The sequence below is a fragment of the Cupriavidus sp. GW823-FHT07B10 genome, assembly GCF_058794355.1.
In genome coordinates this window covers 286025-310515 of record NZ_JBXAGS010000006.1, presented here as the reverse complement: position 1 = coordinate 310515, position 24491 = coordinate 286025, and the positions used below count along the sequence as shown (strand labels likewise).

General features: G+C 67.6%; 24 protein-coding genes. 10 read left to right on the top strand and 14 right to left on the bottom strand.

The features are described from left to right. Nucleotides 1-14: 14 nt before the first annotated feature. The 4 genes from mprA to AC1Q6V_RS15965 form a co-directional block, all read right to left on the bottom strand. Nucleotides 15-1622 (bottom strand): MprA protease, GlyGly-CTERM protein-sorting domain-containing form, encoded by a 1608-nt coding sequence (mprA, locus tag AC1Q6V_RS15980; protein WP_454749354.1) that lies wholly within the window; start codon nucleotides 1620-1622, stop codon nucleotides 15-17. A 107-nt stretch (nucleotides 1623-1729) separates the two neighbouring features. Next, complete coding sequence (locus tag AC1Q6V_RS15975) at nucleotides 1730-2179, bottom strand: hypothetical protein (RefSeq protein WP_454749355.1); 450 nt, start codon at nucleotides 2177-2179, stop codon at nucleotides 1730-1732. A 54-nt stretch (nucleotides 2180-2233) separates the two neighbouring features. Further along, nucleotides 2234-3988, bottom strand: coding sequence for a DNA repair protein RecN (gene recN / locus AC1Q6V_RS15970; RefSeq protein WP_011614897.1), 1755 nt, complete (start codon nucleotides 3986-3988; stop codon nucleotides 2234-2236). A 66-nt stretch (nucleotides 3989-4054) separates the two neighbouring features. Continuing rightward, a complete protein-coding gene (locus tag AC1Q6V_RS15965) occupies nucleotides 4055-4972 on the bottom strand; it encodes an NAD kinase (protein ID WP_011614898.1) in 918 nt (305 codons plus the stop codon). Between the two features lie 102 nt (nucleotides 4973-5074). Here AC1Q6V_RS15965 and hrcA point away from each other — a divergent pair, with 102 nt between their 5' ends. From hrcA to AC1Q6V_RS15950, 3 genes are all read left to right on the top strand, one after another. Further along, the gene (gene hrcA / locus AC1Q6V_RS15960; RefSeq protein ID WP_010809051.1) at nucleotides 5075-6109 is read left to right on the top strand and encodes a heat-inducible transcriptional repressor HrcA; all 1035 of its coding nucleotides are present in this window, start codon (nucleotides 5075-5077) and stop codon (nucleotides 6107-6109) included. Between the two features lie 106 nt (nucleotides 6110-6215). Continuing rightward, entirely contained in the window at nucleotides 6216-7331 is a 1116-nt protein-coding gene (gene hemH, locus AC1Q6V_RS15955) for a ferrochelatase (RefSeq protein WP_010809050.1), read from the top strand. Beyond that, the gene (locus tag AC1Q6V_RS15950) at nucleotides 7328-7723 is read left to right on the top strand and encodes an RNA-binding S4 domain-containing protein (protein ID WP_010809049.1); all 396 of its coding nucleotides are present in this window, start codon (nucleotides 7328-7330) and stop codon (nucleotides 7721-7723) included. The genes hemH and AC1Q6V_RS15950 overlap by 4 nt, the downstream gene beginning before the upstream one ends. A 68-nt stretch (nucleotides 7724-7791) precedes the next feature. Here AC1Q6V_RS15950 and AC1Q6V_RS15945 read toward each other — a convergent pair whose 3' ends face one another. Further along, the gene (locus AC1Q6V_RS15945; RefSeq protein ID WP_010809048.1) at nucleotides 7792-7965 is read right to left on the bottom strand and encodes a hypothetical protein; all 174 of its coding nucleotides are present in this window, start codon (nucleotides 7963-7965) and stop codon (nucleotides 7792-7794) included. Nucleotides 7966-8240: 275 nt separating this feature from the next. On the opposite strand from AC1Q6V_RS15945, the gene grpE reads away from it, so the two are divergent. Further along, the gene (gene grpE, locus AC1Q6V_RS15940; RefSeq protein ID WP_010809047.1) at nucleotides 8241-8801 is read left to right on the top strand and encodes a nucleotide exchange factor GrpE; all 561 of its coding nucleotides are present in this window, start codon (nucleotides 8241-8243) and stop codon (nucleotides 8799-8801) included. Between the two features lie 88 nt (nucleotides 8802-8889). Further along, a complete protein-coding gene (locus AC1Q6V_RS15935; protein WP_011614899.1) occupies nucleotides 8890-9318 on the top strand; it encodes a thioredoxin family protein in 429 nt (142 codons plus the stop codon). A 6-nt stretch (nucleotides 9319-9324) separates the two neighbouring features. Here AC1Q6V_RS15935 and AC1Q6V_RS15930 read toward each other — a convergent pair whose 3' ends face one another. Further along, nucleotides 9325-10617, bottom strand: coding sequence for a phospholipase A (locus tag AC1Q6V_RS15930; protein ID WP_454749356.1), 1293 nt, complete (start codon nucleotides 10615-10617; stop codon nucleotides 9325-9327). Nucleotides 10618-10750: 133 nt separating this feature from the next. Next, nucleotides 10751-11182, bottom strand: a complete 432-nt coding sequence (locus AC1Q6V_RS15925) for a DUF1841 family protein (protein ID WP_010809044.1) — start codon at nucleotides 11180-11182, stop codon at nucleotides 10751-10753. A 101-nt stretch (nucleotides 11183-11283) separates the two neighbouring features. Between AC1Q6V_RS15925 and AC1Q6V_RS15920 the strand changes: the two genes are divergently transcribed. Together AC1Q6V_RS15920 and AC1Q6V_RS15915 are read left to right on the top strand one after the other, a co-directional pair. Then, entirely contained in the window at nucleotides 11284-12222 is a 939-nt protein-coding gene (locus tag AC1Q6V_RS15920) for a DMT family transporter (RefSeq protein ID WP_454749357.1), read from the top strand. Between the two features lie 88 nt (nucleotides 12223-12310). Then, the gene (locus AC1Q6V_RS15915; RefSeq protein WP_454749358.1) at nucleotides 12311-12898 is read left to right on the top strand and encodes a malonic semialdehyde reductase; all 588 of its coding nucleotides are present in this window, start codon (nucleotides 12311-12313) and stop codon (nucleotides 12896-12898) included. A gap of 68 nt (nucleotides 12899-12966) precedes the next feature. On the opposite strand, the gene AC1Q6V_RS15910 is transcribed toward AC1Q6V_RS15915, so the two are convergent. Genes AC1Q6V_RS15910 through AC1Q6V_RS15900 form a run of 3 tightly spaced genes read right to left on the bottom strand, consistent with a single transcriptional unit; the run spans nucleotide 12967 to nucleotide 16261 of the window. Next, nucleotides 12967-13698, bottom strand: coding sequence for a Coq4 family protein (locus tag AC1Q6V_RS15910; RefSeq protein ID WP_454749359.1), 732 nt, complete (start codon nucleotides 13696-13698; stop codon nucleotides 12967-12969). A gap of 17 nt (nucleotides 13699-13715) precedes the next feature. After that, on the bottom strand, nucleotides 13716-14699 hold the full coding sequence (locus AC1Q6V_RS15905; protein WP_454749360.1) for an alpha/beta fold hydrolase: 984 nt from the start codon (nucleotides 14697-14699) through the stop codon (nucleotides 13716-13718). After that, nucleotides 14696-16261 (bottom strand): flavin-containing monooxygenase, encoded by a 1566-nt coding sequence (locus AC1Q6V_RS15900; RefSeq protein WP_454749361.1) that lies wholly within the window; start codon nucleotides 16259-16261, stop codon nucleotides 14696-14698. The genes AC1Q6V_RS15905 and AC1Q6V_RS15900 overlap by 4 nt, the downstream gene beginning before the upstream one ends. Nucleotides 16262-16346: 85 nt before the next feature. On the opposite strand from AC1Q6V_RS15900, the gene AC1Q6V_RS15895 reads away from it, so the two are divergent. Beyond that, nucleotides 16347-16973, top strand: coding sequence for a TetR/AcrR family transcriptional regulator (locus AC1Q6V_RS15895; protein WP_010809038.1), 627 nt, complete (start codon nucleotides 16347-16349; stop codon nucleotides 16971-16973). Between the two features lie 15 nt (nucleotides 16974-16988). Here the strand turns inward: AC1Q6V_RS15895 and nth are convergent, their stop codons facing one another. Then, the gene (gene nth / locus AC1Q6V_RS15890; protein WP_011614905.1) at nucleotides 16989-17633 is read right to left on the bottom strand and encodes an endonuclease III; all 645 of its coding nucleotides are present in this window, start codon (nucleotides 17631-17633) and stop codon (nucleotides 16989-16991) included. Then, nucleotides 17630-18439 (bottom strand): electron transport complex subunit RsxB, encoded by an 810-nt coding sequence (gene rsxB, locus AC1Q6V_RS15885; RefSeq protein WP_454749369.1) that lies wholly within the window; start codon nucleotides 18437-18439, stop codon nucleotides 17630-17632. The genes nth and rsxB overlap by 4 nt, the downstream gene beginning before the upstream one ends. A gap of 295 nt (nucleotides 18440-18734) precedes the next feature. Between rsxB and AC1Q6V_RS15880 the strand changes: the two genes are divergently transcribed. Beyond that, the gene (locus AC1Q6V_RS15880) at nucleotides 18735-19370 is read left to right on the top strand and encodes a TetR/AcrR family transcriptional regulator (protein ID WP_010809035.1); all 636 of its coding nucleotides are present in this window, start codon (nucleotides 18735-18737) and stop codon (nucleotides 19368-19370) included. Nucleotides 19371-19422: 52 nt separating this feature from the next. On the opposite strand, the gene AC1Q6V_RS15875 is transcribed toward AC1Q6V_RS15880, so the two are convergent. Together AC1Q6V_RS15875 and AC1Q6V_RS15870 are read right to left on the bottom strand one after the other, a co-directional pair. Next, nucleotides 19423-20682 (bottom strand): polyhydroxyalkanoate depolymerase, encoded by a 1260-nt coding sequence (locus AC1Q6V_RS15875; protein WP_010809034.1) that lies wholly within the window; start codon nucleotides 20680-20682, stop codon nucleotides 19423-19425. Nucleotides 20683-20993: 311 nt separating this feature from the next. Beyond that, nucleotides 20994-22190 carry an amino acid aminotransferase gene (locus AC1Q6V_RS15870; RefSeq protein WP_010809033.1) on the bottom strand — a complete coding sequence of 399 codons (1197 nt, stop codon included), beginning with the start codon at nucleotides 22188-22190 and terminating at the stop codon, nucleotides 20994-20996. 185 nt (nucleotides 22191-22375) lie between these two features. Between AC1Q6V_RS15870 and uvrB the strand changes: the two genes are divergently transcribed. Continuing rightward, on the top strand, nucleotides 22376-24460 hold the full coding sequence (gene uvrB / locus AC1Q6V_RS15865; RefSeq protein WP_010809032.1) for an excinuclease ABC subunit UvrB: 2085 nt from the start codon (nucleotides 22376-22378) through the stop codon (nucleotides 24458-24460). Nucleotides 24461-24491 lie beyond the last annotated feature (31 nt).

Here is a 24491-nt window from a genome sequence, read left to right as displayed (position 1 = left end):
ACCAGGCGCCGGGCTTACATGCGGCGCCGCAGCGCGAAGGCCAGCAGGCCGGACAGCGCCAGCAGCACCGAGGTCCAGGGCGCAACGGCGCCGCCGCCACCGCCACCACCGTTGCCCGAGGCCGGTGCCGGCGCAGCCTGCGCCGGTGGCATGCCCGCCGCGGCCGCCAGTGCGCCGTCGGCATCGAGCAGGCCGGCGCCGCAGACGCCCGGATTGGTGGTGCAATAGGTGCCGGACGGATGCGGGCGTGCCGAAGACTTCAGCGCCGCGGTGACCTGGGCCGGGGTCAGCGAGCCATTGACCGCGAACATCATGGCCACCACGCCCGAGACCATCGGTGCGGCGAAGCTGGTGCCCGCGGAGGATGACACCTCGTAGTTGCCCAGCGAAGTCGTACCAGAGTTGCTCAATGTGCGGATGACCGAGGGCGCCGGACATCCAGCTTGTGACTTGCCGCACCCGCCACCCGGAGCGCTGATCGCTACCTGCGGGCCGACGATGGCATAGCTGGCATTCTCGCCATCATTGGCATGTGCGGTGACCGCGATTACGCCACTGCAGTCGGCCGGTGCCTCCACCGCGCTGCCGTTGTTGCCGGCGGCGGCCACCACCACCACGCCGCGTGCATTCAGGTCGTTGACGGCCTGCTGTTCGATGCTGCTACAGCTGCCGCCACCAAGGCTAATATTGACAACGCGAGCGGGAGTCGAGTTGTCTGGCACGTTTGGCACTGGCAGGCCACCGGCCCAGCGCATGCCGTCGACGGTGTCGGACAGCAGCGCGCCGCAGCGGCCCGAGACGCGCACGGGCAGGATGCGCGCGTTCCAGTCGACGCCCGCGATGTCCTGCGCGTTGTTGGTCAACGCGCCCAGCACGCTCGCGACGCGGGTACCGTGCCAGGTATTCCGCCGCGATGGCGTTGGCTGGTTAGGACACGTGGCATCCTCCGGCACATAGTCGCCGGCATCAGTGGCATCAATATCACGTCCGGGCTGATCATCGTTGGATATGCTATCGCTGCTGATAAAGTCGTAGCCGGACAGCACGCGTCCCGCCAGGTCGGGATGACGGAGGATGCCGGTGTCCACCACCGCGATCACCACGCCGCTGCTGCCGCGGCTGCGGTCCCACGCGCGCGGCAGGTTGACGCCGCCCACCGCCGTGCCGGTGCCCATCAGGTAAGGCTGGCGCGAGATGAACTCGGAATCGTTGGGCAGGGTGTCGTGCAGCTTCAGCCAGCGGTCGGGCACGGCATCGGCGATGCGCGGGTCCTGGCGCAGCCGGGCCGCCGCGCCTTCCGGGTCGGCTGCCAGTGCGTCGGGGACCTGCAGCAGTTGCAGGTTGCCGCCCATGGCGCGGCGCGCCGTGACGGCAATGCCGGTGCGCGCGCTCAGCTGCTTGAGCGCATCCGCCGCGGCTGCGGGCGTCTTGCTTGTGCCATCGGCGCCGTCACGCCAGCGCACGATGATCTGGCCGGTGTAGGCGGGTGCGGCATGGACGCCGGCAGCCAGTGCCGCGCTGGCCGGTATTGCGCCGCACACAGCGGCGGCGGCGATGACGATGGCCCGCCAGCGGCGGGCCACGGGGCTGCTACGGAAGTCGGACTGCGCGGGTTGCGGCATGCATACCTCCTGGGGCGTAGCGCGCGGGGGCTTGTTATGTAGCGAATACGATTCAGCGTCGTTGCGCAAGGGCGACCGAAGGCTTAAGAACCGTCCTGCAGTCGGGCTCAGCTCTGCGGCATGTCACGGCTGGTGGGAATGTTGCGGTTAGGCTTGAGCACGCGGTCGGGCTCGGCGGTCTCGATGCGGGGCGTGGCGCGCAGGGTTTCGACCGCCTGGTCGATGGTGGCATCCGCCGACGGCGAGATCGCGGTGACCAGCCAGACGCCGCCGGACATCGGGCGCTTGACCACATAGCGGATCGGGCCCTTGATCCCGGCCAGCAGCTCGCCGGCGTCCTCCGACAGGTTCACCGCGGGCGGCTTGAAGCGCACCATGATGTCGCCAAGGGAACGGTCATCGCTGATGCTGCCCGGCGGCGGGGCCGAGGACTTGGGCTGGGCCTGGCAGGCGGACAGCGCCAGCAGTGCGGCCGATGCGGCGGTGGCGATGGCCAGCACGGCGCGCAGCGATGCGCGCGGTCGTTGCCGGAGGCCGGCTTGCGCTTGGCGGGTCATGGTGAAGCTCCTGTCAGTGTATGGATTGGCGCACGTGCGGGGCGGGCGGGGCCGTCAGCCGGCGGCGCGGCGGCTGCGCCGGCCATCCTTGCCGCCCGCACCGCGCGCGGGCTGGCTGCCCTGGCCGCCGGCCATGCCTTGCGCCAGCATTTCTTCCGCATGTTGCAGCGTGGTGGCGGTGACAGTGGCGCCGCCCAGCATGCGCGCGGTCTCGACCACGCGCCCGGCGGGGTCCAGCACCCTGATGCGCGAGCGCGTGACCGAACCGTCGCCCGCATCGGTGGTTTCCTTGCTCACCAGCAGGTGCGTGCCGGCCTGCGCCGCCACTTGCGGCAGGTGCGTCACGCACAGCACCTGGCGCGCGCGGCCCAGCTCCTGCAGGCGCCGGCCGACCACCTCGGCCACCGCGCCGCCGATGCCGGTATCGACCTCGTCGAAGATCAGCGTGGGCGTGGGCGAGGCTTCGCTGGTGATCACCGAGATCGCCAGGCTGATGCGCGCCAGCTCGCCGCCCGACGCCACCCGGGCCAGCGGCCGCGGGCTCACGCCGGCATGGCCGGCGACCAGGAATTCGACCTGCTCGAGCCCGTGGCTCTGGCCTTCGTCGAGCGCATTGAGCGCGGCGACAAAGCTGCCGCCGGCCATCGACAGGCCCTGCATGGCGTCGGTGACCGCGGCGGACAGCGCCTGCGCGGCCTGCTTGCGGGCGTGGCTGAGATGCTGCGCCAGGGTCAGGTAGGCGGCCTTGGCCGCGGCCTCGCGCGCCATCACCTTGTTCAGGTCCTGCGCGGCCTGCAGGTCGTCCAGCTGCTGGCGGCGGGCCACCAGCTCGTCGGGCAGCTGCTCGGGCGGCAGGCGGTACTTGCGCGCGGTGGCGTGCAGCGCCTGCATGCGTTCGTCGACCGCCTGCAGCCGCTCGGGATCGAGTTCGAGCCGGTCGACATAGCGCGTGAGCGAGTGCGCGGCTTCCTCGGCCTGCATCTGCGCGGGCTCGAGCGCGGCCAGCACGTCGCGCAGCGCGCCATCGACATCGGCCAGCTGCTGCAGCTTGTGCACGATGGTATTCAGCGCCGACAGCACCGAGCCGTCGGCCTCGGACAGTGCGTCCAGCGCGGCGCGGCTGCCGTCGATCAGGCCGGCGGCATGCGACAGCCGGTTGTACTCGGACTGGATCTCTTCCCATTCGCCCGGCTGCGGGTTGAGCTTGTCCAGTTCGCCGACCTGCCATTCCAGCCGCTCGCGTTCGAGCTGCATCTCGCGCGACTGGTGTTCCACCGCCTCGCGCTGGCGCACGCAGGCACGCCAGGCGCGCCAGGCCTCGGCCACCGCGCCGGCCTGCTGGGTGAGGCCGGCGTGGGCGTCGAACAGCAGCCGCTGCGCATCGGGGCGCAGCAGCAGCTGGTGCGCGTGCTGGCCGTGGATGTCGACCAGCTGGTCGCCGACTTCGCGCAGCTGCGCCAGGGTGGCGGCGGCGCCGTTGATAAAGGCCTTGCTGCGGCCGCCGGCATCGACCGTGCGGCGCAGCAGCACGGTATGCACGCCGTCTTCCGCTTCGCTGTTGAGCTCGCGCTCGGCCAGCCAGGCATCCAGTGCCGGGTGGGTCGAGAAGGTGGCGCTGACGCTGGCGCGCGGGGCGCCTTCGCGCACCACGCCGGCATCGGCGCGTTCGCCCAGCACCAGCGCCAGGGCATCGATCAGGATGGATTTGCCGGCGCCGGTCTCGCCGGTGAAGACGGTGAAGCCAGTGGTGAAGTCCAGGTCGAGCGTATCGACGATGACGAAATCGCGGATGGACAGGCTGCGCAGCATCGTGGCGTGGAAGGTAGTCGGTCCGATGGGTTCGGGCTCAGGCTTGGAGGGCGGCTTGATACTGGCTCAGAGGCGGTTATCCTCGGACGGGTATTCGTGCCAGTGCAGCTTCTTGCGCAGCGTGGCGTAGTAGTTGTAGCCGACCGGGTGCAGCAGGTTGATGGTCTTTTCGGAGCGCCGCACCACGATGCGGTCGCCCGGCAGCAGCGAGGTCAGCGACTGCATGTCGAAGTTGACGCTGGCGTCGCGCGCGCTGGCCACCTCGATGGTGACCTCGGCGTCGTGCGGCAGCACGATCGGGCGGTTGGACAGCGCGTGCGGGGCAATCGGCACCAGCACCACGCCCGACAGCGTCGGATGCAGGATCGGGCCGCCGGCGGACAGCGCGTAGGCGGTGGACCCGGTGGTGGTCGACACGATCAGGCCGTCCGAGCGCTGGTTGTACATGAAGTGGCCGTCCACCGACACCGCCAGCTCGACCATGCCGGAGATGCCCGAGCGGTTCACCACCACGTCGTTCAGGGCCAGCGCGGAGAAGATGTTCATGTCGTCGCGCACCACGCGCGATTCCAGCAGCAGGCGGGTCTCGGCCTCATAGCGGCCGTCGAGCATGTCGGGCAGCACGGTGTGCGCGTCTTCCAGCGCGATGTCGGTCATGAAGCCCAGCCGCCCGTGGTTGACGCCGATCAATGGCACGTCATAGCCGGCGAGCTGGCGGGCGATGCCCAGCAGCGTGCCGTCGCCGCCCAGCACCACGGCCACGTCGGCCTGCCGGCCGATCTCCTCGGCGGACAGGGCAGGGTAGGCGGTCAGCCCGGTGGCGAGCGAGGTTTCGCGCTCGAACACCACGTCCTGCCCGTTGCGCAGGATATAAGAGGCGATCTCCTCCAGCGGCCCTTCGATGCCGGCAGTGGAGTACCGGCCCACCAGGGCGACGGTCTTGAACGAAGTGCGCACGGCGCTGGCTTTCGGGGGGGCGGACATGCGTGGATTAGACCATACCGCCATGACGCTTGTCAGCAGGCGCCAGCGGGCGGGCCAGGCCGGCCGCCAGAAGGTCCAAAACTTGCGTAAAATCGGGGCATCATGGATGAACGCTCCAAAACGCTGCTCAAGACCCTGATCGAGCGCTATATTGCCGAAGGGCAGCCGGTCGGTTCCCGCACCTTGTCGAAATACTCGGGGCTGGACCTGTCGCCTGCGACGATTCGCAATGTGATGTCCGATCTGGAGGAAATGGGCTTTATTGCCAGTCCGCACACCTCGGCCGGCCGTATCCCGACCCCGCGCGGCTACCGGCTGTTCGTCGATTCGATGCTGACGGCCAAGCCGCTGGAGCGCAACGCCGACCTGGCCGAGCTGACCGGCCAGATCCAGGACCAGCTCGGCGGCCAGCAGCTGGGGCCGCAGCGCATGATCACGGCGGCGGCGCGCACGCTGTCCAACCTGTCGCACTTCGCCGGCGTGGTGATGACGCCGCGCCGCGCGCAGGCGTTCCGGCAGATCGAATTCATGCGGCTGTCGGACAAGCGCATCCTGCTGATCATCGTCAGCCCCGAGGGCGACGTGCAGAACCGCATCATCCAGACCGAGCTGTCGTACACGCCGGCCCAGCTGATCGAGGCGGCCAACTTCTTCAACTCGCACTATGCCGGCATGAGCTTCGACGCGGTGCGCGGCCACCTGCGGGTGGAACTGCAGGACCTGCGCCGCGACATGTCGCAGCTGATGCAGGCCGCGGTCGAGGCCGGCAGCGTCGCCGAGGACGAGGACGACGACCACGTCTTCATCAGTGGCGAGCGCAAGCTGCTGGAAGTGGAAGACCTGGCCTCCAGCATGGACAAGCTGCGGCGCCTGTTCGACGTGTTCGAGCACAAGACCAGCCTGCTGCAGCTGCTGGACGTGTCCAGCCATGCGCAGGGTGTGCAGATCTTTATCGGCGGCGAAAGCCGGCTGGTGCCGATCGAAGACATGGCGGTCATCACCGCCCCGTACGAGGTCGACGGCCAGATCGTCGGCACGCTCGGCGTGATCGGCCCCACGCGCATGGCGTATGAGCGCGTGATCCCCATCGTCGACATCACCGCGCGCCTGCTGTCCAGCGCCCTGAGCCAGAACTAGTGCAAAGACTGGCTGGTCTGACAAGCGGCCCCATTCCTGCCGAGCGCGGCAATCGCCGGTGCGCCGCACCGGCGCCATCCCGGCACCGTGTCAACCCGGAAGCGACATGACGTTTTCTCCCGAACCGGCCTACCAGCACGGCCACGCGCCGCGCACGGCGATCCTGCTGGTCAATCTGGGCACCCCGGACGCTCCCACGCCCAAGGCGGTGGGGCGCTACCTGAAGGAGTTCCTGTCCGACCCGCGCGTGGTCGAGATCCCGCGCGCGGCCTGGCTGCCGCTGCTGCATGGGGTGATCCTGCCGCTGCGTTCGCGCGCCTCGGCGCTGAAATACGAATCGATCTGGCTGCGCGAGGCCCATATGACGGGCTCGCCGCTGCTGGTCTACAGCGAGCGCCAGGCCCATGCGCTGCAGCGGCTGATGAACCAGCACGGCCATGAGGTGACGGTCGCGTGCGCAATGCGCTACGGCAACCCGTCGATCGCCTCGGTGCTGGAGGCGCTGCGCCGGCAGGGCTGCGAGCAGGTGCTGGTGCTGCCGATGTATCCGCAATACTCCGGCACCACCACGGCCACGGCCTTCGACGAGGTGTTCCGGGTGCTGGGCCAGTGGCGCAACCAGCCCGAGCTGCGGCTGGTCAAGCATTTCCATGACCATCCGGCCTATATCTCGGCGCTGCACCAGCAGGTCGGCGCCTACTGGGCGCGCCACGGCATGCCGGACTTTGCCCGCGGCGACAAGCTGATCCTGTCGTTCCACGGTGTGCCGCGGCGCACGCTGGAGCTGGGCGACCCCTATCACTGCGAATGCCTGAAGACCGGCCGGCTGCTGGGCGAGGCGCTGGGCCTGCAGCCGGGCCAGTACCAGGTGACGTTCCAGTCTCGTTTCGGCAAGGCGGAATGGCTGCAGCCGTACACCGCGCCGACGCTGGCCGAGCTGGGCAAGGTCGGCGCGGGCCGGGTCGATGTCTTCTGTCCCGGCTTTCCGGCCGACTGCATCGAGACCCTGGAGGAAATCGCCATGGAAGGGCAGACCGAGTTCAAGGTCGCGGGCGGCAAGGATTTCCACTTCATCCCGTGCCTGAATGACGCCGATCCGTGGGTCGCGGCCATGGCCGAGATCGCGCTGCAGCACCTGCAAGGCTGGCCGCTGGCCACGCCGCATCCGCATGAACTGGAAGCACGGCGCACGCGCGCCCAGACCCGGGGAGCGGCGGCATGAATGTCGACTTTGAGCCGGATGCGCGCCAGCGCATCGACAAATGGCTGTGGTGCGCGCGCTTCTTCAAGACGCGCTCGCTCGCGGCCGAAGCGGTGGAGCGCAGCAAGGTGACCGTCAACGGCCAGCCATGCAAGAACTCGCGCGAGGTGAAGCCCGGCGACATGGTGGTGCTGGAAGCGCACCAGCAGCGCTGGGAACTGGTGGTGAAAGGCATTGCCCCGGCGCGCGGGCCGGCGCCGGTGGCGCAGACGCTGTACGAGGAAAGTGCCGAAAGCCAGTCGCGCCGGCTGGCCGACGCCGAGCGCCGGCGCCTGCAGCCGGAGCCGTCCGCGCAGATCCAGGGGCGCCCGACCAAGCGGGACCGGCGCCGCATCGACCACCTGAAGAGCTGAAATGACAATGCGGCGGCACCGGGAAGCCCCCGCTGCCGCCGCGCGCTTGGACCAGGGTCAGGTGGCGCTTATTCCTGCGTGACTTCCTGGCTGACGATAGGGACGATGTAGTGCTTGAACACCGCCTTGCCGCTGCCATACTCCGTATCGCGCGGGGTGAATGCGCCGGAAAGGCAGATAAAGACGGTCATGACCGCCAATGCGGCCACAAGGCAGAGTGTCACGACTGGCAGCTTATGCATGGCCAACCTTCCGGAAGAGGCACAAAGATGAACCATCTCCACAACCCCCGGCATTTTTGTCATTTTTATTACTGGGAATCTTAGTGATTGCGATGCAGCAAAGCAATAAGGCGTCGATTGCATATGCCTGGCCTTTGTAACCGTGTGTTTCCGCGTCACGCCAGCGCCACTCTTGAAAACCTGCGCCTTGCCACCACCTGCACGGAACACGCGCCGATTTACCACCCGCGGCCAGGCCCATGGCGGGCCGCGACAATGCATTGATACGGATCGACATGGAAGAACAGAAGCAGACGCCAACCACCCAGACGCCTACGCCCGCTGGCGATGAGGCGGCCAACGCCAGCCAGGAGGCCGGCGCGCCGGAAACCGCTGCCGTGGACGACGTGGCGGCCCAGCTGGCCGCCCTGGAAGCCAAGGCGCGCGAGCATTACGACCTGTATATGCGCGCCGTTGCCGAGGGCGAGAACATCCGCCGCCGGGCGCAGGAAGATGTCGCCAAGGCGCACAAGTTCGCCATCGAGAACTTCGCCGACAACCTGCTGCCGGTGATGGACAGCCTGCAGGCCGCGCTGGCCGACGGCTCGGGCGATATCGCCAAGCTGCGCGAAGGCGTCGAGCTGACCGCGCGCCAGCTGGCCGCCGCCTTTGAGCGCGGCAAGATCGTTGAACTCAACCCGGTGGGCGAAAAATTTGACCCGCACCGCCACCAGGCCATCTCGATGGTGCCGGCGGACCAGGAACCCAATACCGTGGTGACCGTGCTCCAGCGCGGCTACACCATTGCCGAGCGCGTGCTGCGGCCGGCTCTGGTGACGGTGGCGGCACCGAAATAAGGCCGCCTGGGGCGGCGGCGTGCCGTCCTGGATCGCGACCTGACGCCCGGTGCCGGCTGGCCCGGGCGTTTGTCATTCTGGAGCGAGCATGACCACTGAACCAGGCGCCGGCCCGGCGACATTCCCGGCCCCCCACCTCGACCACCGCGCCTTCGAGGCATTCGGCATGCGCGAGGTCGATGACGGCAGCATCGACGCCGCCATCGCCGCTGCGGGCGATGCGCTGGTGTGCGTGTTCTTCTGGGGGGAGGACTGCTTCAACTGCGAGATGGCCAAGAAGGCCATGCTGGCCAACCCCGAACCGATCCGCGCGCTGGAACTGCGCTGGCTGCATGCCAACGTCTACGCGCATCCCGGGCTGGGCCGGCGCTTTGGCCTGCATGGCATCCCGGTGTTCATGTTCTTCCGGAACGGCAAGAAGCTGGGCCGCGCCACCGGCTGGCATGGCCACGGCCAGTTTGCCGCCGCGGTGGCCAATGCGCGGCTCAAGGCCAGCGGCAAGCCGCTGGCCGGCTGAGTGGGTTCAGCGGGACAGCGCGTAGCCGATGCGGAACTGCCACGGCAGCTTGTGGTTGTAGTCCAGCAGGCTCTCGCCATAGCCGACGAAGTAGCCCGCCATCAGGTAGCCCGCGGTGCCGGGGATCAGCCGCGCCATCGGGTAGGTCAGCTGCGCGTCGACGCTGCCGTACCACTTGCGCGTGCCCTTGCGCAGCGTGGCGGAGAACTCCCATGAGTCCGGGCGCCCGTAGGCAATGCCCAGGTCCATGAAACCGCGGTAGTGGGCGATGTCGGGGTTGTCGCCCTTTTCCACGTAGGCGTAGAGCTTGGGCGCGACGCGCCAGTGCCAGTCGTTCTGGTCGCCAAAGTAGAAGGTCGGCTTGACGAAGACCGTATTGATGCTGCGCGAGTCGTCGCCGTTGCGGCCATTGGATTCATGCTCCAGGCCGGCCGCCAGCGACAGCCGGCTGATGGCGTTGTTGCGCACGCCGGTATCCGACAGGTAATAGAACAGGCTGGGCCGGTAGTTGGTGTCGCGGAACGGCTTGGACTGCTCGGACAGGTCCCATAGCGAGAACTGGGTGTAGGCCACGTAGAGGTTGTCGAACAGACGCTTCGACGCCGGATCTTCGCCCTGGAACAGGCGGTACTTGAAGCTCAGCTGGAACTTGGCGTTGGCCCCGTCATGCGCGCCGACCATGAAATACATCGGGTCATGGAACGATAGCCGGGCGCTGTCGCGCAGGTCGGCCGGAGCGGGTGCGGCAGCGTCGGCGGTGGTGACCGGGGTCACCGGTACGGCGGCTTCGGTGGCCGGCTCCAAGCCGTTCGCTGCCAGCGCCTTGCCGGCAACCGGCGGTTCAGCGGTGGCGGATTCACCGGGCCGCGGCAGGCGGTTCAGCGTCAACAGCACCGGCGCGGCGTCGATGCCGGTGGCATCCAGCCGCACCTGGCCGCGCAGGGCCGGCGGCAGCGCCACCGTGTAGCGGATCGCGCGGTGCTCGCCGCGGCGCAGGTTGACCACGGCCGGGCCCGAGACTTCGCGCCACAGCACCAGCCGCACCGGCGCCTGCAGGTCGCCCGAGGCGGTCACTTCGAGCGTGTCGGGAATACGGTAGCGGCGCGTGGCGTCGTCGGCGCTGACTACCAGCGTCAGCGTGAGCGGCTGGTTGCCGTCGATCACGCGCGGCGGTTGCAACAGCGCCACGCCGGCGTGGCCGGCGAGGGGCCAGGCCAGCATCAGCGACAGGCAGAGCGGGGCAACGGCGCGGCCGGCGGGCGCGAGCCGGCGCCGGCGGGGGAGGGCAATACGGGACATGGCTTGCGGGCACCGCGCCGCCATGTGACGGCAACGCGGCTAGGGAAAATGCGGACCCGCAAAGACTACCACGCACCCATCGGAGGGTTGTGACGAATTGTACGCTGCACTTGATGCGTGACGCGTACCGGACTTAGCGGTTGGCGCGGCGCTTGACGCAATCGACATAGTGGTCGCCGTCGGGCGGCTGGCCGGTGCGCTGTGCCTGCCACAGCATTTCGCCCAGGCATTCCATCACCTGGTGCTGCGCTTCGTGCGGGGAATCCAGGCGGCGTGCCAGCGCCTCATAGGCCTGGCGGATGCCGCGCGGCTGGTCGACCGAGACCTGCTCGGAGATCGACAGGTGCATCGACAGGTGCAGGAAGGGGTTGGTCTGGCCTTGCTCGGGTGTGTAGTCCTGCGACAGCGCACCTTCGGTGTCGCGCAGCAGGCCGTGGTACTCGGGGTGCTCGCCGATCCAGTCGACGGCGATGGCTTCCAGCGGGGTCAGCACGCCGCCTGTGAGCTGCTTCTGCCAGGCATCGCAGAAGAACCGGCGGACTTCTTCTCGTGAGGGATTAAACATGGTGGCGACATTGTAAACGAGGGCCGCGGCCCGCGCTGGCGGCCCGGTTGCTGCAGACGGCGCCAAGTAGAATGCGGGATCGCCGACTTCCCGCCCGCCCGATGACCGCTTCCGCCCAAACCGCCCCGGACCATGCCCGCGACAAGCTGGCCGGCGTGCTGCTGATCGCGCTGTCGGCCAGCGCCTTTGGCGCCATGGCGATCTTCGCGCGCTTTGCCTACGCGGCCGGCGCGGATGTCTACGGGCTGCTGCTGGTGCGCTTCGTGCTGGCCGCCGCGGCACTGGCCTGGGTGATGCGCACGCGCGGCATCGGCCTGCCGCCGTGGCGCCGCGTGCTGGCGCTGGCGGCGATGGGCGGCATCGGCTATGTCGGCCAGTCGTTCTGCTTCTTCAGCGCACTCAACCATGCGCAGGCCAGCCTGGTGGCGCTGTTGCTATACCTGTACCCGCTGTTCGTGACGATCCTGGCGGCCATCTTCCTGAAGGAGCGGCTGACCACCGCCGCGGTGATCGCGCTGGTGCTGTGCTCGGTCGGCGCCGGCCTGACCGTCGGCGGCGGCGAGGGCTCGCCGCTGGGGATCGCGCTGGGGCTGGCGGCGGCGGTGATCTACTCGGTCTATATCATCGTCGGCGCGCGCGTGACCGCTGGCGTCAACCCGATTGCCACCACCACGGTGATCTGCACCGCGGCGGCGCTGGTCTACGGCGCCGTCGGCCTGCTGCGGATGGGGGCGGGCGCGCCGCCGCAGTTCCCGGCCACTGCCGGCGGCTGGCTGGCGCTGGCGGGCATCGCGCTGCTGTCGACGGTGCTGGCGATCCTGACCTTCTTCGCCGGCCTGCAGCGACTGGGCGCGGCGCAGGCGTCGATGCTGTCGACGCTGGAGCCGGTGGTCACCGTGTTGCTGGCGGCGCTGCTGCTGGGCGAGCATATCGGCACGGCGCAGGCCGTGGGCGGCGGGCTGATCCTGGCCGGCGTGCTGTGGCTGACCCGCAGGGGCAGTGCGCCGGTGCCGGCCCGCGCCGATATGCAAGGGAATTGAACGGGTTGCTCAAAGGCGCTGTCGTGGCGCGCACAAAGCGTTGGGTACAATCGCCCCTTCCCTCAAATCCCTTACAGGAAAGAAGCGCATGTCCCAGATCGACAACGCCGCGCTGGCGCAGCTGTTCACCGAAGCCCGCACGCACAACGTGTGGCAGGACCGCCACGTGGACGACGCCGTGCTGCACCAGATCTATGAAGCGATGAAGTTCGGCCCGACCGCTGCCAACAGCAGCCCGGCGCGCATCGTGTTCGTCAAGAGCGCTGCCGAGAAGGCGCGTCTGGTGGACTGCGTGTCGGCCGGCAACGTCGACAAGACCCGTTCGGCGCCGGTGACGGCCGTCATCGCCTTCGACACCGCCTTCCACGACCAGCTGCCCAAGCTGTTCCCGCATGCCGACGCCCGTTCCTGGTACGCCGGCAACGACGAGAAGATCGCCCGCGACGCGCTGATGAACAGCTCGCTGCAAGGCGGCTACTTCATCCTGGCGGCGCGCGCGCTGGGCCTGGACTGCGGCCCGATGGGCGGCTTCGATGCCGACAAGGTCAACGCAGCCTTCTTCCCCGATGGCAAGTGGCAGGTCAACTTCCTGTGCAACCTGGGCTACGGCGAGGCCGACAAGCTGTTCCCGCGCGGCCCGCGCCTGTCGTTCGACGAAGCCTGCCGCATCGTCTGATCGCGCTGCGCACCATCAAAAAAGCGACCCGGCCGTGGTCGCTTTTTTTTGGGGCACGCAGCAGCGCTTCAGGCCGTCCACTCCTGCAGGGGATCGGGATTGCAGGCCAGGTAGCGCTGGGGTTCGGCAATGCCAAGCCGCGCGCGGGCCGCGCCGATGGGTTCGTGCAGCAGCTTCTCGTAGTCCTCGCCCAACAGCCAGAGGGCGCGCCGGCCCAGCCGGTAGCCTTCCAGCACGGCCCGCGCAAAGGCCAGCCTGCCGCTCACGCGCAGGCTTTTCAGCGACGCCGCGATGGCGATGAAGGCCCAGCCCTTGCCGCCGGTCTGCGCATAGCTGAATGCCACCAGTGCGGCTTCGCCAAGGCTTTCATCGGCCCGGTAGCCGGTGAGCACATGCCAGATGTCGTGGATGTCGCGGGTACGCCGGCCGAACCACATGTAGGCGTCCTCGATCAACGGTTCCTGGTCCAGGTTCGAGACCTTGGCCAGCCCGTCAGCGCTGTAGCCGGTCTGTTCCAGGAACGCGCGATAGGCCGCGCCCACCGTGCCCGGTGCGAACCTGGCCACGTAGGCGGGATCGGACAGGCGCTCCGCCAGCTCGATGCGCTGGTAGACCATGCGCCGCCCGTCGGGCGTGCTCAGCAGCCGGTTGAAGTTGCGGGGCATGGACGGCCCGTTGAGCGCGCGCATGATGCGGAACACCTGCTCCGTGTCGTTGCCGTTCGCCATCAGCTTGCGAACGGCCTGGAACGCGGCGAAGACATTGTGCTTGTAGGGGTTGGAAGCGGTGGTGGTGGCCATGGGCGGGGCTCCGTGGATCAGGCGACCTGCGCCTGGGCCGGCGCGGGGACTTGAAGCCGGGCGACGGCGTCGCGGACGAAATCGACGCTGGTGTCGATGGCGGTCACCGGCAGCATATGCCCGCCGCTGACCAATGTCAGCGTGGCGCCCGGAACCGTGGCGGCGAGCGCTTCGCCATGCTCGGCAAAATCCAGGATGCGGTCTTCGCGGCCGTAGAGGACACTGACCGGCACGCGCAGCGTGCCGTAGCGGTGCAGCAGCGCCGGCAGGCTCTGCGCGGCGCCGATCAGGTCTTCGGACGCGGCCAGGAAGTGGCGCGGCCGCAGCGCCAGCAGCCCGCCTCCGCGCGTCGGGAAGTCGTCCGGCACCGGGTCCGGGCCGAACACGATGTCCATCACGGCTTCGCGGCGCCGAATCGACATCGGCACCACCAGCGTCCATGCCATCAGCCGGCGCAGCCACGCGCTGGGCACGGTCATGGCCTGGAACACCGGCGAGATCGCCTTGGGCGGGTGCGTGAGCGGCGCGATCAGTGCCAGCCCGCCCACGCGCTCGGGGTGGTGGATGGCCAGTGCCAGCGCAATCGCGCCACCCAGCGAATGGCCCACCACCAGCGGACGCTCCAGGCCAAGCTTGTCGCACAGCGCGGCGAGCGCTGCGGCCTGCGCCGGCAGGTCCGCGGCGCTGCCCGGCGTGCGTATGGAGTGGCCCGCGCCGGGGCGGTCGACGGCGATCACGCGGAAGTGCTCGGCAAGCGGCCCGATCATGCCGTAGCCAAAATTCTCAAGCTGGCCGGACAGGCCATGCACCAGCAGCACCGCCGGGCCCTGGCCGCGCTCCACCACGTGCAGCCGCGCGCCGGGCACGTCGACAAAGCGGCCGTGCGGCGGCATGGCGGCTTCGATGCGCCGCGCGGTGCGCCACGTGTACAGATACAGCGACGCGCCCAGCGCCAGGATCAGCCCGATCAGCACCGCGAAAACGGTCAGGACGATGGTCATGATTGCACCTCGCTGGCGGCAACGGCCGGCACCGTGTTGTTGTCGGTGGTGTCCTGGCCGTCCCGGTGCGCCCGGTGTGCCAGGGGAGAGGGAGGCGGGACATCGAACTGCAACACGCCGTCTGCGATGCGCCCGTGCCGGATCGTCAGCAGGTCTTTCAGGTAGTTCTGGTGCACGCGCCATGGCTTGCGATGCCCTTGCCGGGGCAGCACGGTGGCGGCACGCTGCACGTAGCCGGAGGTGAAATCCAGGAACGGGGTCGGCTCAACGTCAGCCGGGGCGCGCGGCACGGCAATGCGGTGGGCGTGGCGATCCATATGACGCAGCAGGCGGCAGACGTACTCGGCCGTGAGGTCGGCCTTGAGCGTCCACGAGGCATTGGTGTACCCGAAGGCCAGCACGAGGTTGGGCACATCGCTCAGCATCATCCCCTTGTAGGCCAGGCATTCGGCGGGGCGGCGCGGCTGGCCGTCCACGGTGAGCGCAATGTCGCCCAGCATGTTCAGCTTGAGGCCGGTGGCCACCACCACGACATCCGCGGCCAGCGTCTTGCCGCTGGCCAGCACGATGCCGTTCTCGGTGAACCGGTCGATGGTGTCGGTCACCACCGATGCGCGCCCGTCGCGGATCGCTCGGAACAGGTCGCCGTCGGGCACCAGGCACAGGCGCTGGTCCCAGGGCCGGTAGCGGGGCGTGAAGTGGGTGCCGACGTCATAGCCCGGCGCCAGTTGCGCTGCCGCCATGCCGATCAGGCGCTGCCTGACGCGGTCCGGCCGGCGCCGCGCCAGCTGGAAGAACATCATGCCCAGCAGCACGTTCTTCCAGCGCGTGGCGGCGTAGGCCAGCCGCTCCGGCAGCACGCGGCGCAGCTTGTGGGCGATGGCGTCCTCGCCGGGGCGCGTCACGATATAGGTGGGAGAGCGCTGCAGCATCGTCACGTGCGCGGCGCTTTTCGCCATGGCCGGCACCAGCGTGACCGCCGTGGCGCCGCTGCCGATCACCACCACGCGCTTGCCGGCATAGTCGAGCGATTCGTCCCAGAACTGCGGATGCACCATGCTGCCGCGGAATTGCGCTTCGCCTGCAAATTCGGGCCGGTGGCCCTCGGCATAGCTGTAATAGCCTGCGCACACATAGAGAAAGCGTGTGCGCAGGCGCAGCCGGCTGTGGTCCGCGGTGCGTTCGGCTTCGACCGTCCAGCAGGCTGCGGCGCTGTCCCATGCCGCGCTGATGACCCGATGGCCGAAGCGGATATGTGACGTGATGCCGGCCTCTTCGGCGGTTTCGCGGATGTAGGCGCGAATCGACGGCCCGTCGGCGATGGCCTTGGCGCCGCGCCAGGGCTTGAAGCGGTAGCCCAGCGTGTACATGTCCGAATCCGAGCGGATGCCCGGGTAGCGGAACAGGTCCCAGGTGCCACCCATGGCCTCACGCGCCTCCAGGATGGCGTAGCGCTTGCCGGGGCAGCGCATTTGCAGCTGGCGCGCGGCGCCGATGCCGGACAGGCCGGCGCCTACGATCAGGACATCAAGGACTGCGTCATCGGGACTTGAGGCGGTCATGGGGGGGTCCGGGCGAGTGGCGCTTCTGACAACATAGATTGTCAGAAGCGATCCGGCAAGGAATCTGACAATAGGGAATGTCATAATGGCGCGCATGACGACCGAGCTCACCCCCGCGCGTCGCTACCGCGGCGCCGAAGCCGAAGAACGACGTGCCCAACGCCGTGTGCAGCTGATTGCCGCGGCCGTGCAGGTCTACGGCGAGCGCGGCTACCAGAACGCCACCGTCAAGGCCGTGTGCGAGGCCGCGGGCCTGACCGAACGGTATTTCTATGAGTCGTTCGCCAACAGCGAGGCCTTGCTGCTGGCATCGTTTCAAACGGTGACCCACCGCTTGCTGCACACCCTCGCCCTGGCGGGCGAGGGGGCCGGAGGCGAGGGCCAGCAACGCGCGCTGGCCATGCTGCGCGCCTATTTCGGGGCGCTGCGGCGCGAGCCGCGTTCAGCGCGGGTGTTCCTGGTGGAAATCCGCGGCGTCAGCAAGCTGGTCGACGGGGCGCTGGCGGATTCGCTGGATGAATTCGGCGGGCTGCTCGCGCAAGCGCTGCTGCCGCCGGGACGCAAGCTCGATCCGTTGCTGACGGCGGGGGTGGCGGGCGGGGTGGTCCACATCGCCCTGCGCTGGATCACGCACGGCTACGCGCCCGAGGTGGAGGTGGTCGCGCGCACCGCGCTACAGCTGGCCCTGGTGCTGGCGCACGAGCCGGACTAGGACACCAGGCCCGGGTTACAGCTGCGGCGCCGGCGTCTTTTCCCTGAACTCGCATAGCGGTTCGATCACGCAGTGCCAGCACTCTGGCTTGCGCGCCTTGCACACGTAGCGGCCGTGCAGGATCAGCCAGTGGTGGGCATCGTGCAGGAACTCATGCGGCACGCACTTGAGCAGCTTCTGCTCGACGATCTGCACGGTCTTGCCCGGCGCCAGCCCGGTGCGGTTCGCTACCCGGAAGATATGCGTGTCCACCGCGATGGTGGGCTCGCCGAACGCGGTGTTGAGCACCACGTTGGCGGTCTTGCGGCCCACGCCCGGCAGCGCCTCCAGCGCTTCGCGCTCGGGCGGGACCTTGCCGCCGTGGCGCTCGACCAGGATGCGGCAGGTTTCGATCACATGCTTCGCCTTGGTCTTGTACAGCCCGATGGTCTTGATGTACTCGCTGAGGCCGGCTTCGCCCAGGTCCAGCATCTGGCGTGGGGTATGCGCTACCGGGAACAGCCGCCGCGTGGCCTTGTTGACGCCGACGTCGGTCGCCTGCGCCGACAGCAGCACGGCGATCAGCAGCTCGAACGGCGAGCTGTATTCCAGTTCGGTGGCCGGGGCAGGGTTGGTTTCGCGCAGCGTCTCAAAGATGGCACGGCACTTGGCGGCGTTCATTGTTTTTCTTCCGGGTCGGTATTGGCGTTCTGGTTGGATCCAGGCCTGGCAAGCCCCGCGCGCGCGCGCCGTGCTTCGGCGGCGTCGATCTGGGCCTGCACCGCAGCCGAGACGTTCTCCGTATTGCGCGGCTGCGCGGCCTGCTGCTTCTGCCGGGCGCGTTCGATGGCGGCCTGGATGATGGCGCGCTTGCGTTCCTGCGCGGCGCGCTCGGCATCGTTCTCCGGCGCTTCGGCTTGCACCGCGGCCAGCTTGGCGGCGGCCTTGGCGGCCAGGCGCGCGTCGTTTTCCTCGCGCTCGCGCACCAGCCGCGCATTGCGCGCCAGGTAGCGCGCGTGCGCGGCATCGGCCTGCGCCTGCGACCACGCGGCCCAGCCGGTGCGCGCGCCGGTGACCGGGACCATGTCGATGCAGTCGACCGGGCAGGGCGCCACGCACAGGTCGCAGCCGGTGCACCAGTCAGGGATCACCGTATGCATCTGCTTGGCGGCGCCGGCAATCGCATCGACCGGGCAGGCCTGGATGCAAAGCGTGCAGCCGATGCAAAGGCTCTCGTCGATGCGGGCCACCGCGCGCGGCTGTTCGCTGCCGCGCTCCGGGTCCAGCGGCAGTGGTTCGGTGCCGAGCGCCGCGGCCAGGCGCACGATTCCTTCCGCGCCGCCGGGCGGGCAGCGGTTGCAGGCGGCTTCGCCGCTGGCCATGGCTTCGGCGTAGGGGCGGCAGCCGTTGAAGCCGCATTTTGTGCACTGGGTCTGTGGCAGCAGCGCTTCGATGCGGTCGGCAAGGGACTTGACGGCGGGATTCACGACTACGGGCAGGAAATCAGGGGACAAGACAGGGACCAAGGCCGGATCAGAACGGTCAAGACACGATATTTACGGGGCGCTGTGAGGGTTTGGCGACATAACAGCCGAACCCGGCGGCGGACAATAGGCCAGCGACCCTGCGGCACCGGGATCTCTGTGGACCCCTGCGAGCCATCGCGCCGCAAGGATTATCCCCGATTTCGCCGGCGGGCAGAAACGGCGATGATGCGCGCACCGCCGGATTGCCGCATTCCGGCCTATGCCATAATCCGCGCAACGATCGACCAGCCACCCCATGTCAACTGAGCCCAAGACCAAACGCGACCCGGAAGGGACGCGCCGACGCATCCTCGCTGCGGCCACCGAGGAATTCGCCAAGGGGGGTCTGGCCGGCGCCCGCGTCGACCAGATTGCCCGGCGCGCGGAAACCAACGAACGCATGCTGTACTACTACTACGGCAGCAAGGAAGGCCTGTTCCTGGCGGTGCTTGAGAAGCAATACGCTAATTTCCGCGCCGACGAGGAGCAGCTGCACCTGGTCGACGAAGACCCGGTCCAGGGCGTGCGCACGCTGGCGCGTTTCGTCTGGGACTGGTATTACGAGCACCCGGAGTTCATCCGCCTGGTCAACAGCGAGAACCTGCACGAGGCCCGGCACCTGAAGAAGTCGGCGCAGCTGCAGCAGCTGATCAACCCGGTGGTGGATGTGCTGGCCGACGTGATCCGGCGCGGGCAGGAACAAGGCGTGTTCCGCGACGATATCGACGTGCCGCAGTTCTACCTGACGATTTCCGCGCTGGGCTACTACGTGCTGTCCAACCGCTATACCATCAGTGCCGTGATCGGCCGCGACGTGGCCTCGCAGCAGGAGCATGAGCGCTTTGCCGAGCTGCACTCGGAAATGCTGCTCAGCTACCTGAAGAAGCACTGAGCATCCCGGCCCGGCCCCGCAAGAAGAAACGCCCGCAATCGCGGGCGTCTTCTTACCTGGTGGCCGAGGCCTGGTGGTACTTGCGGATAAAGTCGCGCAGCTGCGGGTAGATCTCTTCGCGCCAGCGCCGGCCCGAGAAGATGCCGTAGTGGCCGCAGTGTGCCGCGTTCAGGTGCTGCTTGCGGGTTTTCGGGATGCCGGCGCACAGGTCGTGCGCCGCGGCGGTCTGGCCCGCGCCCGAGATGTCGTCCAGTTCGCCCTCGACGGTCATCAGCGCGGTGCTCTTGATGTCCTGCGGCCGCACCGGATTGCCGTCGATGGCCCAGGTGCCGTTGGCCAGGCGGAATTCCTGGAACACCTCGCGGATGGTGTCGAGGTAGTACTCGGCGGCCATGTCGAGCACCGCGTTGTATTCGTCGTAGAAGCGCACGTGGGCTTCGGCGTCATCCGCATCGCCCTCGACCAGGCTCAGGTAGAAGTCATAGTGCGAGGAAAGGTGCCGGTCCGGGTTCATCGCCACGAAACCGGCATGCTGCAAAAAGCCCGGGTAGACGCGGCGGCCGTGGCCGGGGTAGTTGGCCGGCACGGTGTAGATGACGTTGTTCTCGAACCACTCGAACGACTTGTTGGTCGCCAGCGAGTTGACCGCGGTGGGGCTCTTGCGGGCGTCGATCGGGCCGCCCATCATGGTCATGGTGCGCGGCGTCTTCTCGCCGGCCGAGGCCATCAGCGAGATCGCGGCCAGCACCGGCACGGTGGGCTGGCATACCGAGATCACATGCAGGTTCTCGGCGCCGATATGGCGGATGAATTCCTGGATGTAGTAGATGTAGTCCGACAGGTGGAACGCGCCTTCCTCGACCGGCACCATGCGTGCGTCGATCCAGTCGGTGACGTAGACCTTGTGGTCCTGCAGCAGCGTGCGCACCGTGTCGCGCAGCAGCGTGGCATGGTGGCCCGACAGCGGCGCGGCCACCAGCACCACCGGCTCATCCTTGAGCAGCTTGATGGTCTCCGGGTCGTCGGCATAGCGCTTGAAGCGCACCAGCTTGCAGAACGGCTTTTCAAGCACGGTCTGCTCGACGATGGGGATGTCGCGCCCGTTGGAGCGCACCGACTTGATGTCGAATGCCGGCTTTTCGTATTCCTTGCCGAGCCGGTACAGCAGTTCATAGCCGGCAGCCAGGCGGGGTGCGCCGGGAACCAGCGAGAGCGGGCTGAGGGGGTTGGTGAAGGTCTTGGCGGTCGCCTGGGCCCACGCGGTCAGCGGGTGCAGGATCGAGCGCTGGAACTCATGCAATTGGTAGAGCATGCCTTTTCTGCCTGGGTCTAGCTAAGAGGTACGTACTACCAAGTACTAATGTACTGACAATACACCGGGGGATCGTGGCGCCGATTATGCCTTTAACCGAACGACCGTGCTAACGATCTTGCTCTGCAGCATATACCTTAAAGTACATCCGTTGCTGCGGAAAACAATAAGGTAAAAGGCTGATTTCTTGATGACATTGGCTGATAAATCGTAAACAAATGCAAAAAGCGGCCGAAGCCGCTTTTTGTGCATTGCTTTGTGACGCTTGCGCCAGTCGCCACCCGTTGCGGGATGGCGATTGCAAAAGCCTTTTACATCACAGCTGCGATCGCATCGACGACGGCGTCGATGTTGCGGCTGTTCAGCGCGGCCACGCAGATGCGGCCGGTGCCGACGGCGTAGATGCCATGCTCGTTGCGCAGGCGGTCCACCTGGGCCGAGGTCAGGCCCGAGTACGAGAACATGCCGCGCTGCGCCTTGACGAAGGAGAAGTCGCCCGGCACGCCCTTGGCGGCCAGCTTGTCGACCAGCGCATGGCGCATCAGCTTGATGCGGTCGCGCATCTCGGCCAGCTCTTCTTCCCACATGGCGCGCAGTTCCGGGCTGTTCAGCACGGTCGCGACCACGGTGCCGCCGTGCGTCGGCGGGTTGGAGTAGTTGGTGCGGATCACGCGCTTGACCTGCGACATCACGCGCTGCGCTTCTTCCTTGCTGGTGGTGACGATCGACAGCGCGCCGACGCGCTCGCCGTACAGCGAGAAGCTCTTCGAGAACGAGCTCGACACGAAGAAGGGCAGTCCGGAGTCCGCGAACAGGCGCACGGCGGCGCCGTCCGGGTCGATGCCGTCGGCAAAGCCCTGGTAGGCCATGTCCAGGAACGGGATCAGGTTGCGTTCCTTGACCAGTTCCACCACCTGCTTCCACTGCTCGGGCGACAGGTCCACGCCGGTCGGGTTGTGGCAGCAGGCGTGCAGCACGACGATGGTGTTGGCCGGGAACGACTTCAGCGATTCCACCATGCCGGCAAAGTTCAGGCCGTGGCTGGGGGCATCGTAGTAGGCATAGTTGACCACCGGGAAGCCGGCGGATTCGAACAGTGCGCGGTGGTTTTCCCAGCTCGGGTCGCTGATGGCGACCTTGGCGTCCGGATACAGGCGCTTCAGGAAGTCGGCGCCGATCTTCAGCGCGCCGGTGCCGCCGAGTGCCTGGGCCGTCACCACGCGGCCTTCCGTGATCAGCGGCGATTCCTTGCCGAACAGCAGCGTCTGCACGGCCTGGTCATAGGCGGCAATGCCTTCGATCGGCAGGTAGCCACGCGGCGTGGCGGTGGTCAGACGTGCCTTTTCTGCCTCCTGGACGGCGCGCAGCAGGGGGATTTTCCCTTCGTCGGTGAAGTACACGCCAACGCCCAGGTTGACCTTGGTCGGGCGGGTATCGGCATTGAAGGCTTCGTTGAGGCCCAGGATCGGGTCGCGCGGGGCCATCTCGACGGCAGAAAACAAACTCATTTGGAATCTCGTGGTCGGCTATGTAAGAAAACGGGAAGGCGTAGAATGCTTCGGACTGCGCTGGGGGCTGACAGGCCCCCGTGACGCTTCCGGCTTGAAGCGGGGGCTGGCAACCCCAAGATTCTAGCGTATTCGCCCCGTATTCCTGAGGTATTTCCCTAATTCCGCCCGTAAATTCGCCCCCTATGTCGAACCTTGCAGAAGCCGCGCCGGCCCTGGACGAAGACAAATTCGTCACATTCCCCGGCTCCCCGTTCCAGCTCTACCAGCCGTTCCCGCCCGCCGGCGACCAGCCGGAGGCCATCCGGCAACTGGTGGAGGGGGTCGAGGACGGCCTGTCGTTCCAGACGCTGCTGGGGGTGACGGGTTCGGGCAAGACCTTCACCATGGCCAATGTGATCGCCCGGATGGGACGGCCGGCGATCGTGTTCGCGCCCAACAAGACGCTGGCGGCCCAGCTCTACGCCGAGTTTCGCGAGTTCTTCCCGCGCAACGCGGTCGAGTACTTCGTCAGCTACTACGATTACTACCAGCCCGAGGCCTACGTCCCGCAGCGCGACCTGTTTATCGAGAAGGACTCGTCGATCAACGAGCATATCGAGCAGATGCGGCTGTCGGCGACCAAGAGCCTGCTGGAGCGCCGCGACACGATCATCGTGGCGACCGTCTCTGCGATCTATGGTATCGGCAACCCGACCGAATACCACCAGATGATTCTCACCTTGCGGGCCGGCGACAAGATCAGCCAGCGCGATGTGATCGCGCGCCTGATCGCGATGCAGTACACCCGCAACGAGACCGATTTCCAGCGCGGCACCTTCCGCGTGCGCGGCGACACCATCGACATCTTCCCGGCCGAGCATGCCGAGATGGCGGTGCGGCTGGAGATGTTCGACGACGAAGTCGAGTCGCTGCAGTTCTTCGACCCGCTGACTGGCCGCGTGCGCCAGAAGATCCCGCGCTTCACGGTCTATCCGTCGAGCCACTATGTGACCCCGCGCGAGACCGTGCTGCGCGCGATCGAGGCGATCAAGTCGGAGCTGCGCGAGCGGCTGGAGTTCTTCCACAAGGAAAACCGGCTGGTGGAGGCGCAGCGGCTTGAGCAGCGCACCCGCTTCGACCTGGAAATGCTGTCCGAGCTGGGCTTCTGCAAGGGCATCGAGAACTATTCGCGGCACCTGTCCGGCGCGAAGCCGGGCGAGCCGCCGCCGACGCTGGTCGACTACCTGCCGCCCGACGCGCTGATGTTCCTGGACGAGTCGCACGTGCTGATCGGCCAGCTCAACGGCATGTACAACGGCGACCGCGCGCGCAAGACCACGCTGGTGGAGTACGGCTTCCGGCTGCCCTCGGCGCTGGACAACCGGCCGCTGAAGTTCGACGAATTCGAGCGCAAGATGCGCCAGGTGATGTTTGTTTCGGCCACGCCGGCGCAGTTCGAGCAGGACAATGCCGGGCAGGTGGTGGAGCAGGTGGTGCGTCCGACCGGGCTGGTCGATCCCATCATCATGGTGCGCCCGGCGACCACGCAGGTGGATGACCTGCTATCGGAAATCCACGCCCGCGTGGAGGTTGGCGAACGCGTGCTGGTGACCACGCTGACCAAGCGCATGGCCGAGCAGCTGACCGAGTTCCTGTCCGAGAACGGCGTCAAGGTGCGCTACCTGCACTCGGACATCGACACGGTCGAGCGCGTGGAGATCATCCGCGACCTGCGCCTGGGCACCTTCGACGTGCTGGTGGGCATCAACCTGCTGCGCGAAGGCCTGGATATTCCCGAGGTGTCGCTGGTGGCGATCCTCGATGCGGACAAGGAAGGCTTCCTGCGCGCCGAGCGCTCGCTGATCCAGACCATCGGGCGCGCCGCGCGCAACGTCAACGGTACCGCGATCCTGTACGCGGACCGCATGACCGAGTCGATGAAGAAGGCGATTGGAGAGACCGAGCGCCGCCGTGCCAAGCAGATCGCCTTCAACGAGGCCAACGGCATCACGCCGCGCGGCGTGGTCAAGCGCATCAAGGACATTATCGACGGCGTCTATAGCGTCAACGATGCCAGGGCCGAGCTGCTGGCGGCGCAGGAGCAGGCCCGCTACGAGGACATGAGCGAGAAGCAGGTCTCCAAGGAAATCAGGCGTTTGGAGAAGCTCATGCTCGACCACGCCCGCAACCTGGAGTTCGAGCAGGCGGCGCAGGTGCGCGACCAGCTGGCCAAGCTCAAGGCGCAGGTGTTCGGCGCCAGCGGAGAGGGCGCGCTGCCGCCTGCCTGATACGCCGCACCGCCACGCGCGCTTCGCCTAT

What these genes read in the sequence shown, in the direction of transcription:
- AC1Q6V_RS15925 (WP_010809044.1), bottom strand. Translation starts at nt 11,182, where the DNA reads ATGTTTAATCCCTCACGAGAAGAAGTCCGCCGGTTCTTCTGCGATGCC.
- AC1Q6V_RS15905 (WP_454749360.1), bottom strand. Translation starts at nt 14,699, where the DNA reads ATGACCATCGTCCTGACCGTTTTCGCGGTGCTGATCGGGCTGATCCTG.
- AC1Q6V_RS15915 (WP_454749358.1), top strand. Translation starts at nt 12,311, where the DNA reads ATGTCCCAGATCGACAACGCCGCGCTGGCGCAGCTGTTCACCGAAGCC.
- recN (WP_011614897.1), bottom strand. Translation starts at nt 3,988, where the DNA reads ATGCTGCGCAGCCTGTCCATCCGCGATTTCGTCATCGTCGATACGCTC.
- nth (WP_011614905.1), bottom strand. Translation starts at nt 17,633, where the DNA reads ATGAACGCCGCCAAGTGCCGTGCCATCTTTGAGACGCTGCGCGAAACC.
- AC1Q6V_RS15935 (WP_011614899.1), top strand. Translation starts at nt 8,890, where the DNA reads ATGACCACTGAACCAGGCGCCGGCCCGGCGACATTCCCGGCCCCCCAC.
- AC1Q6V_RS15950 (WP_010809049.1), top strand. Translation starts at nt 7,328, where the DNA reads ATGAATGTCGACTTTGAGCCGGATGCGCGCCAGCGCATCGACAAATGG.
- AC1Q6V_RS15880 (WP_010809035.1), top strand. Translation starts at nt 18,735, where the DNA reads ATGTCAACTGAGCCCAAGACCAAACGCGACCCGGAAGGGACGCGCCGA.
- AC1Q6V_RS15895 (WP_010809038.1), top strand. Translation starts at nt 16,347, where the DNA reads ATGGCGCGCATGACGACCGAGCTCACCCCCGCGCGTCGCTACCGCGGC.
- AC1Q6V_RS15965 (WP_011614898.1), bottom strand. Translation starts at nt 4,972, where the DNA reads ATGTCCGCCCCCCCGAAAGCCAGCGCCGTGCGCACTTCGTTCAAGACC.
- hrcA (WP_010809051.1), top strand. Translation starts at nt 5,075, where the DNA reads ATGGATGAACGCTCCAAAACGCTGCTCAAGACCCTGATCGAGCGCTAT.
- AC1Q6V_RS15910 (WP_454749359.1), bottom strand. Translation starts at nt 13,698, where the DNA reads ATGGCCACCACCACCGCTTCCAACCCCTACAAGCACAATGTCTTCGCC.
- AC1Q6V_RS15945 (WP_010809048.1), bottom strand. Translation starts at nt 7,965, where the DNA reads ATGCATAAGCTGCCAGTCGTGACACTCTGCCTTGTGGCCGCATTGGCG.
- AC1Q6V_RS15870 (WP_010809033.1), bottom strand. Translation starts at nt 22,190, where the DNA reads ATGAGTTTGTTTTCTGCCGTCGAGATGGCCCCGCGCGACCCGATCCTG.
- AC1Q6V_RS15975 (WP_454749355.1), bottom strand. Translation starts at nt 2,179, where the DNA reads ATGACCCGCCAAGCGCAAGCCGGCCTCCGGCAACGACCGCGCGCATCG.
- AC1Q6V_RS15875 (WP_010809034.1), bottom strand. Translation starts at nt 20,682, where the DNA reads ATGCTCTACCAATTGCATGAGTTCCAGCGCTCGATCCTGCACCCGCTG.
- AC1Q6V_RS15900 (WP_454749361.1), bottom strand. Translation starts at nt 16,261, where the DNA reads ATGACCGCCTCAAGTCCCGATGACGCAGTCCTTGATGTCCTGATCGTA.
- mprA (WP_454749354.1), bottom strand. Translation starts at nt 1,622, where the DNA reads ATGCCGCAACCCGCGCAGTCCGACTTCCGTAGCAGCCCCGTGGCCCGC.
- AC1Q6V_RS15930 (WP_454749356.1), bottom strand. Translation starts at nt 10,617, where the DNA reads ATGTCCCGTATTGCCCTCCCCCGCCGGCGCCGGCTCGCGCCCGCCGGC.
- AC1Q6V_RS15920 (WP_454749357.1), top strand. Translation starts at nt 11,284, where the DNA reads ATGACCGCTTCCGCCCAAACCGCCCCGGACCATGCCCGCGACAAGCTG.
- uvrB (WP_010809032.1), top strand. Translation starts at nt 22,376, where the DNA reads ATGTCGAACCTTGCAGAAGCCGCGCCGGCCCTGGACGAAGACAAATTC.
- grpE (WP_010809047.1), top strand. Translation starts at nt 8,241, where the DNA reads ATGGAAGAACAGAAGCAGACGCCAACCACCCAGACGCCTACGCCCGCT.
- hemH (WP_010809050.1), top strand. Translation starts at nt 6,216, where the DNA reads ATGACGTTTTCTCCCGAACCGGCCTACCAGCACGGCCACGCGCCGCGC.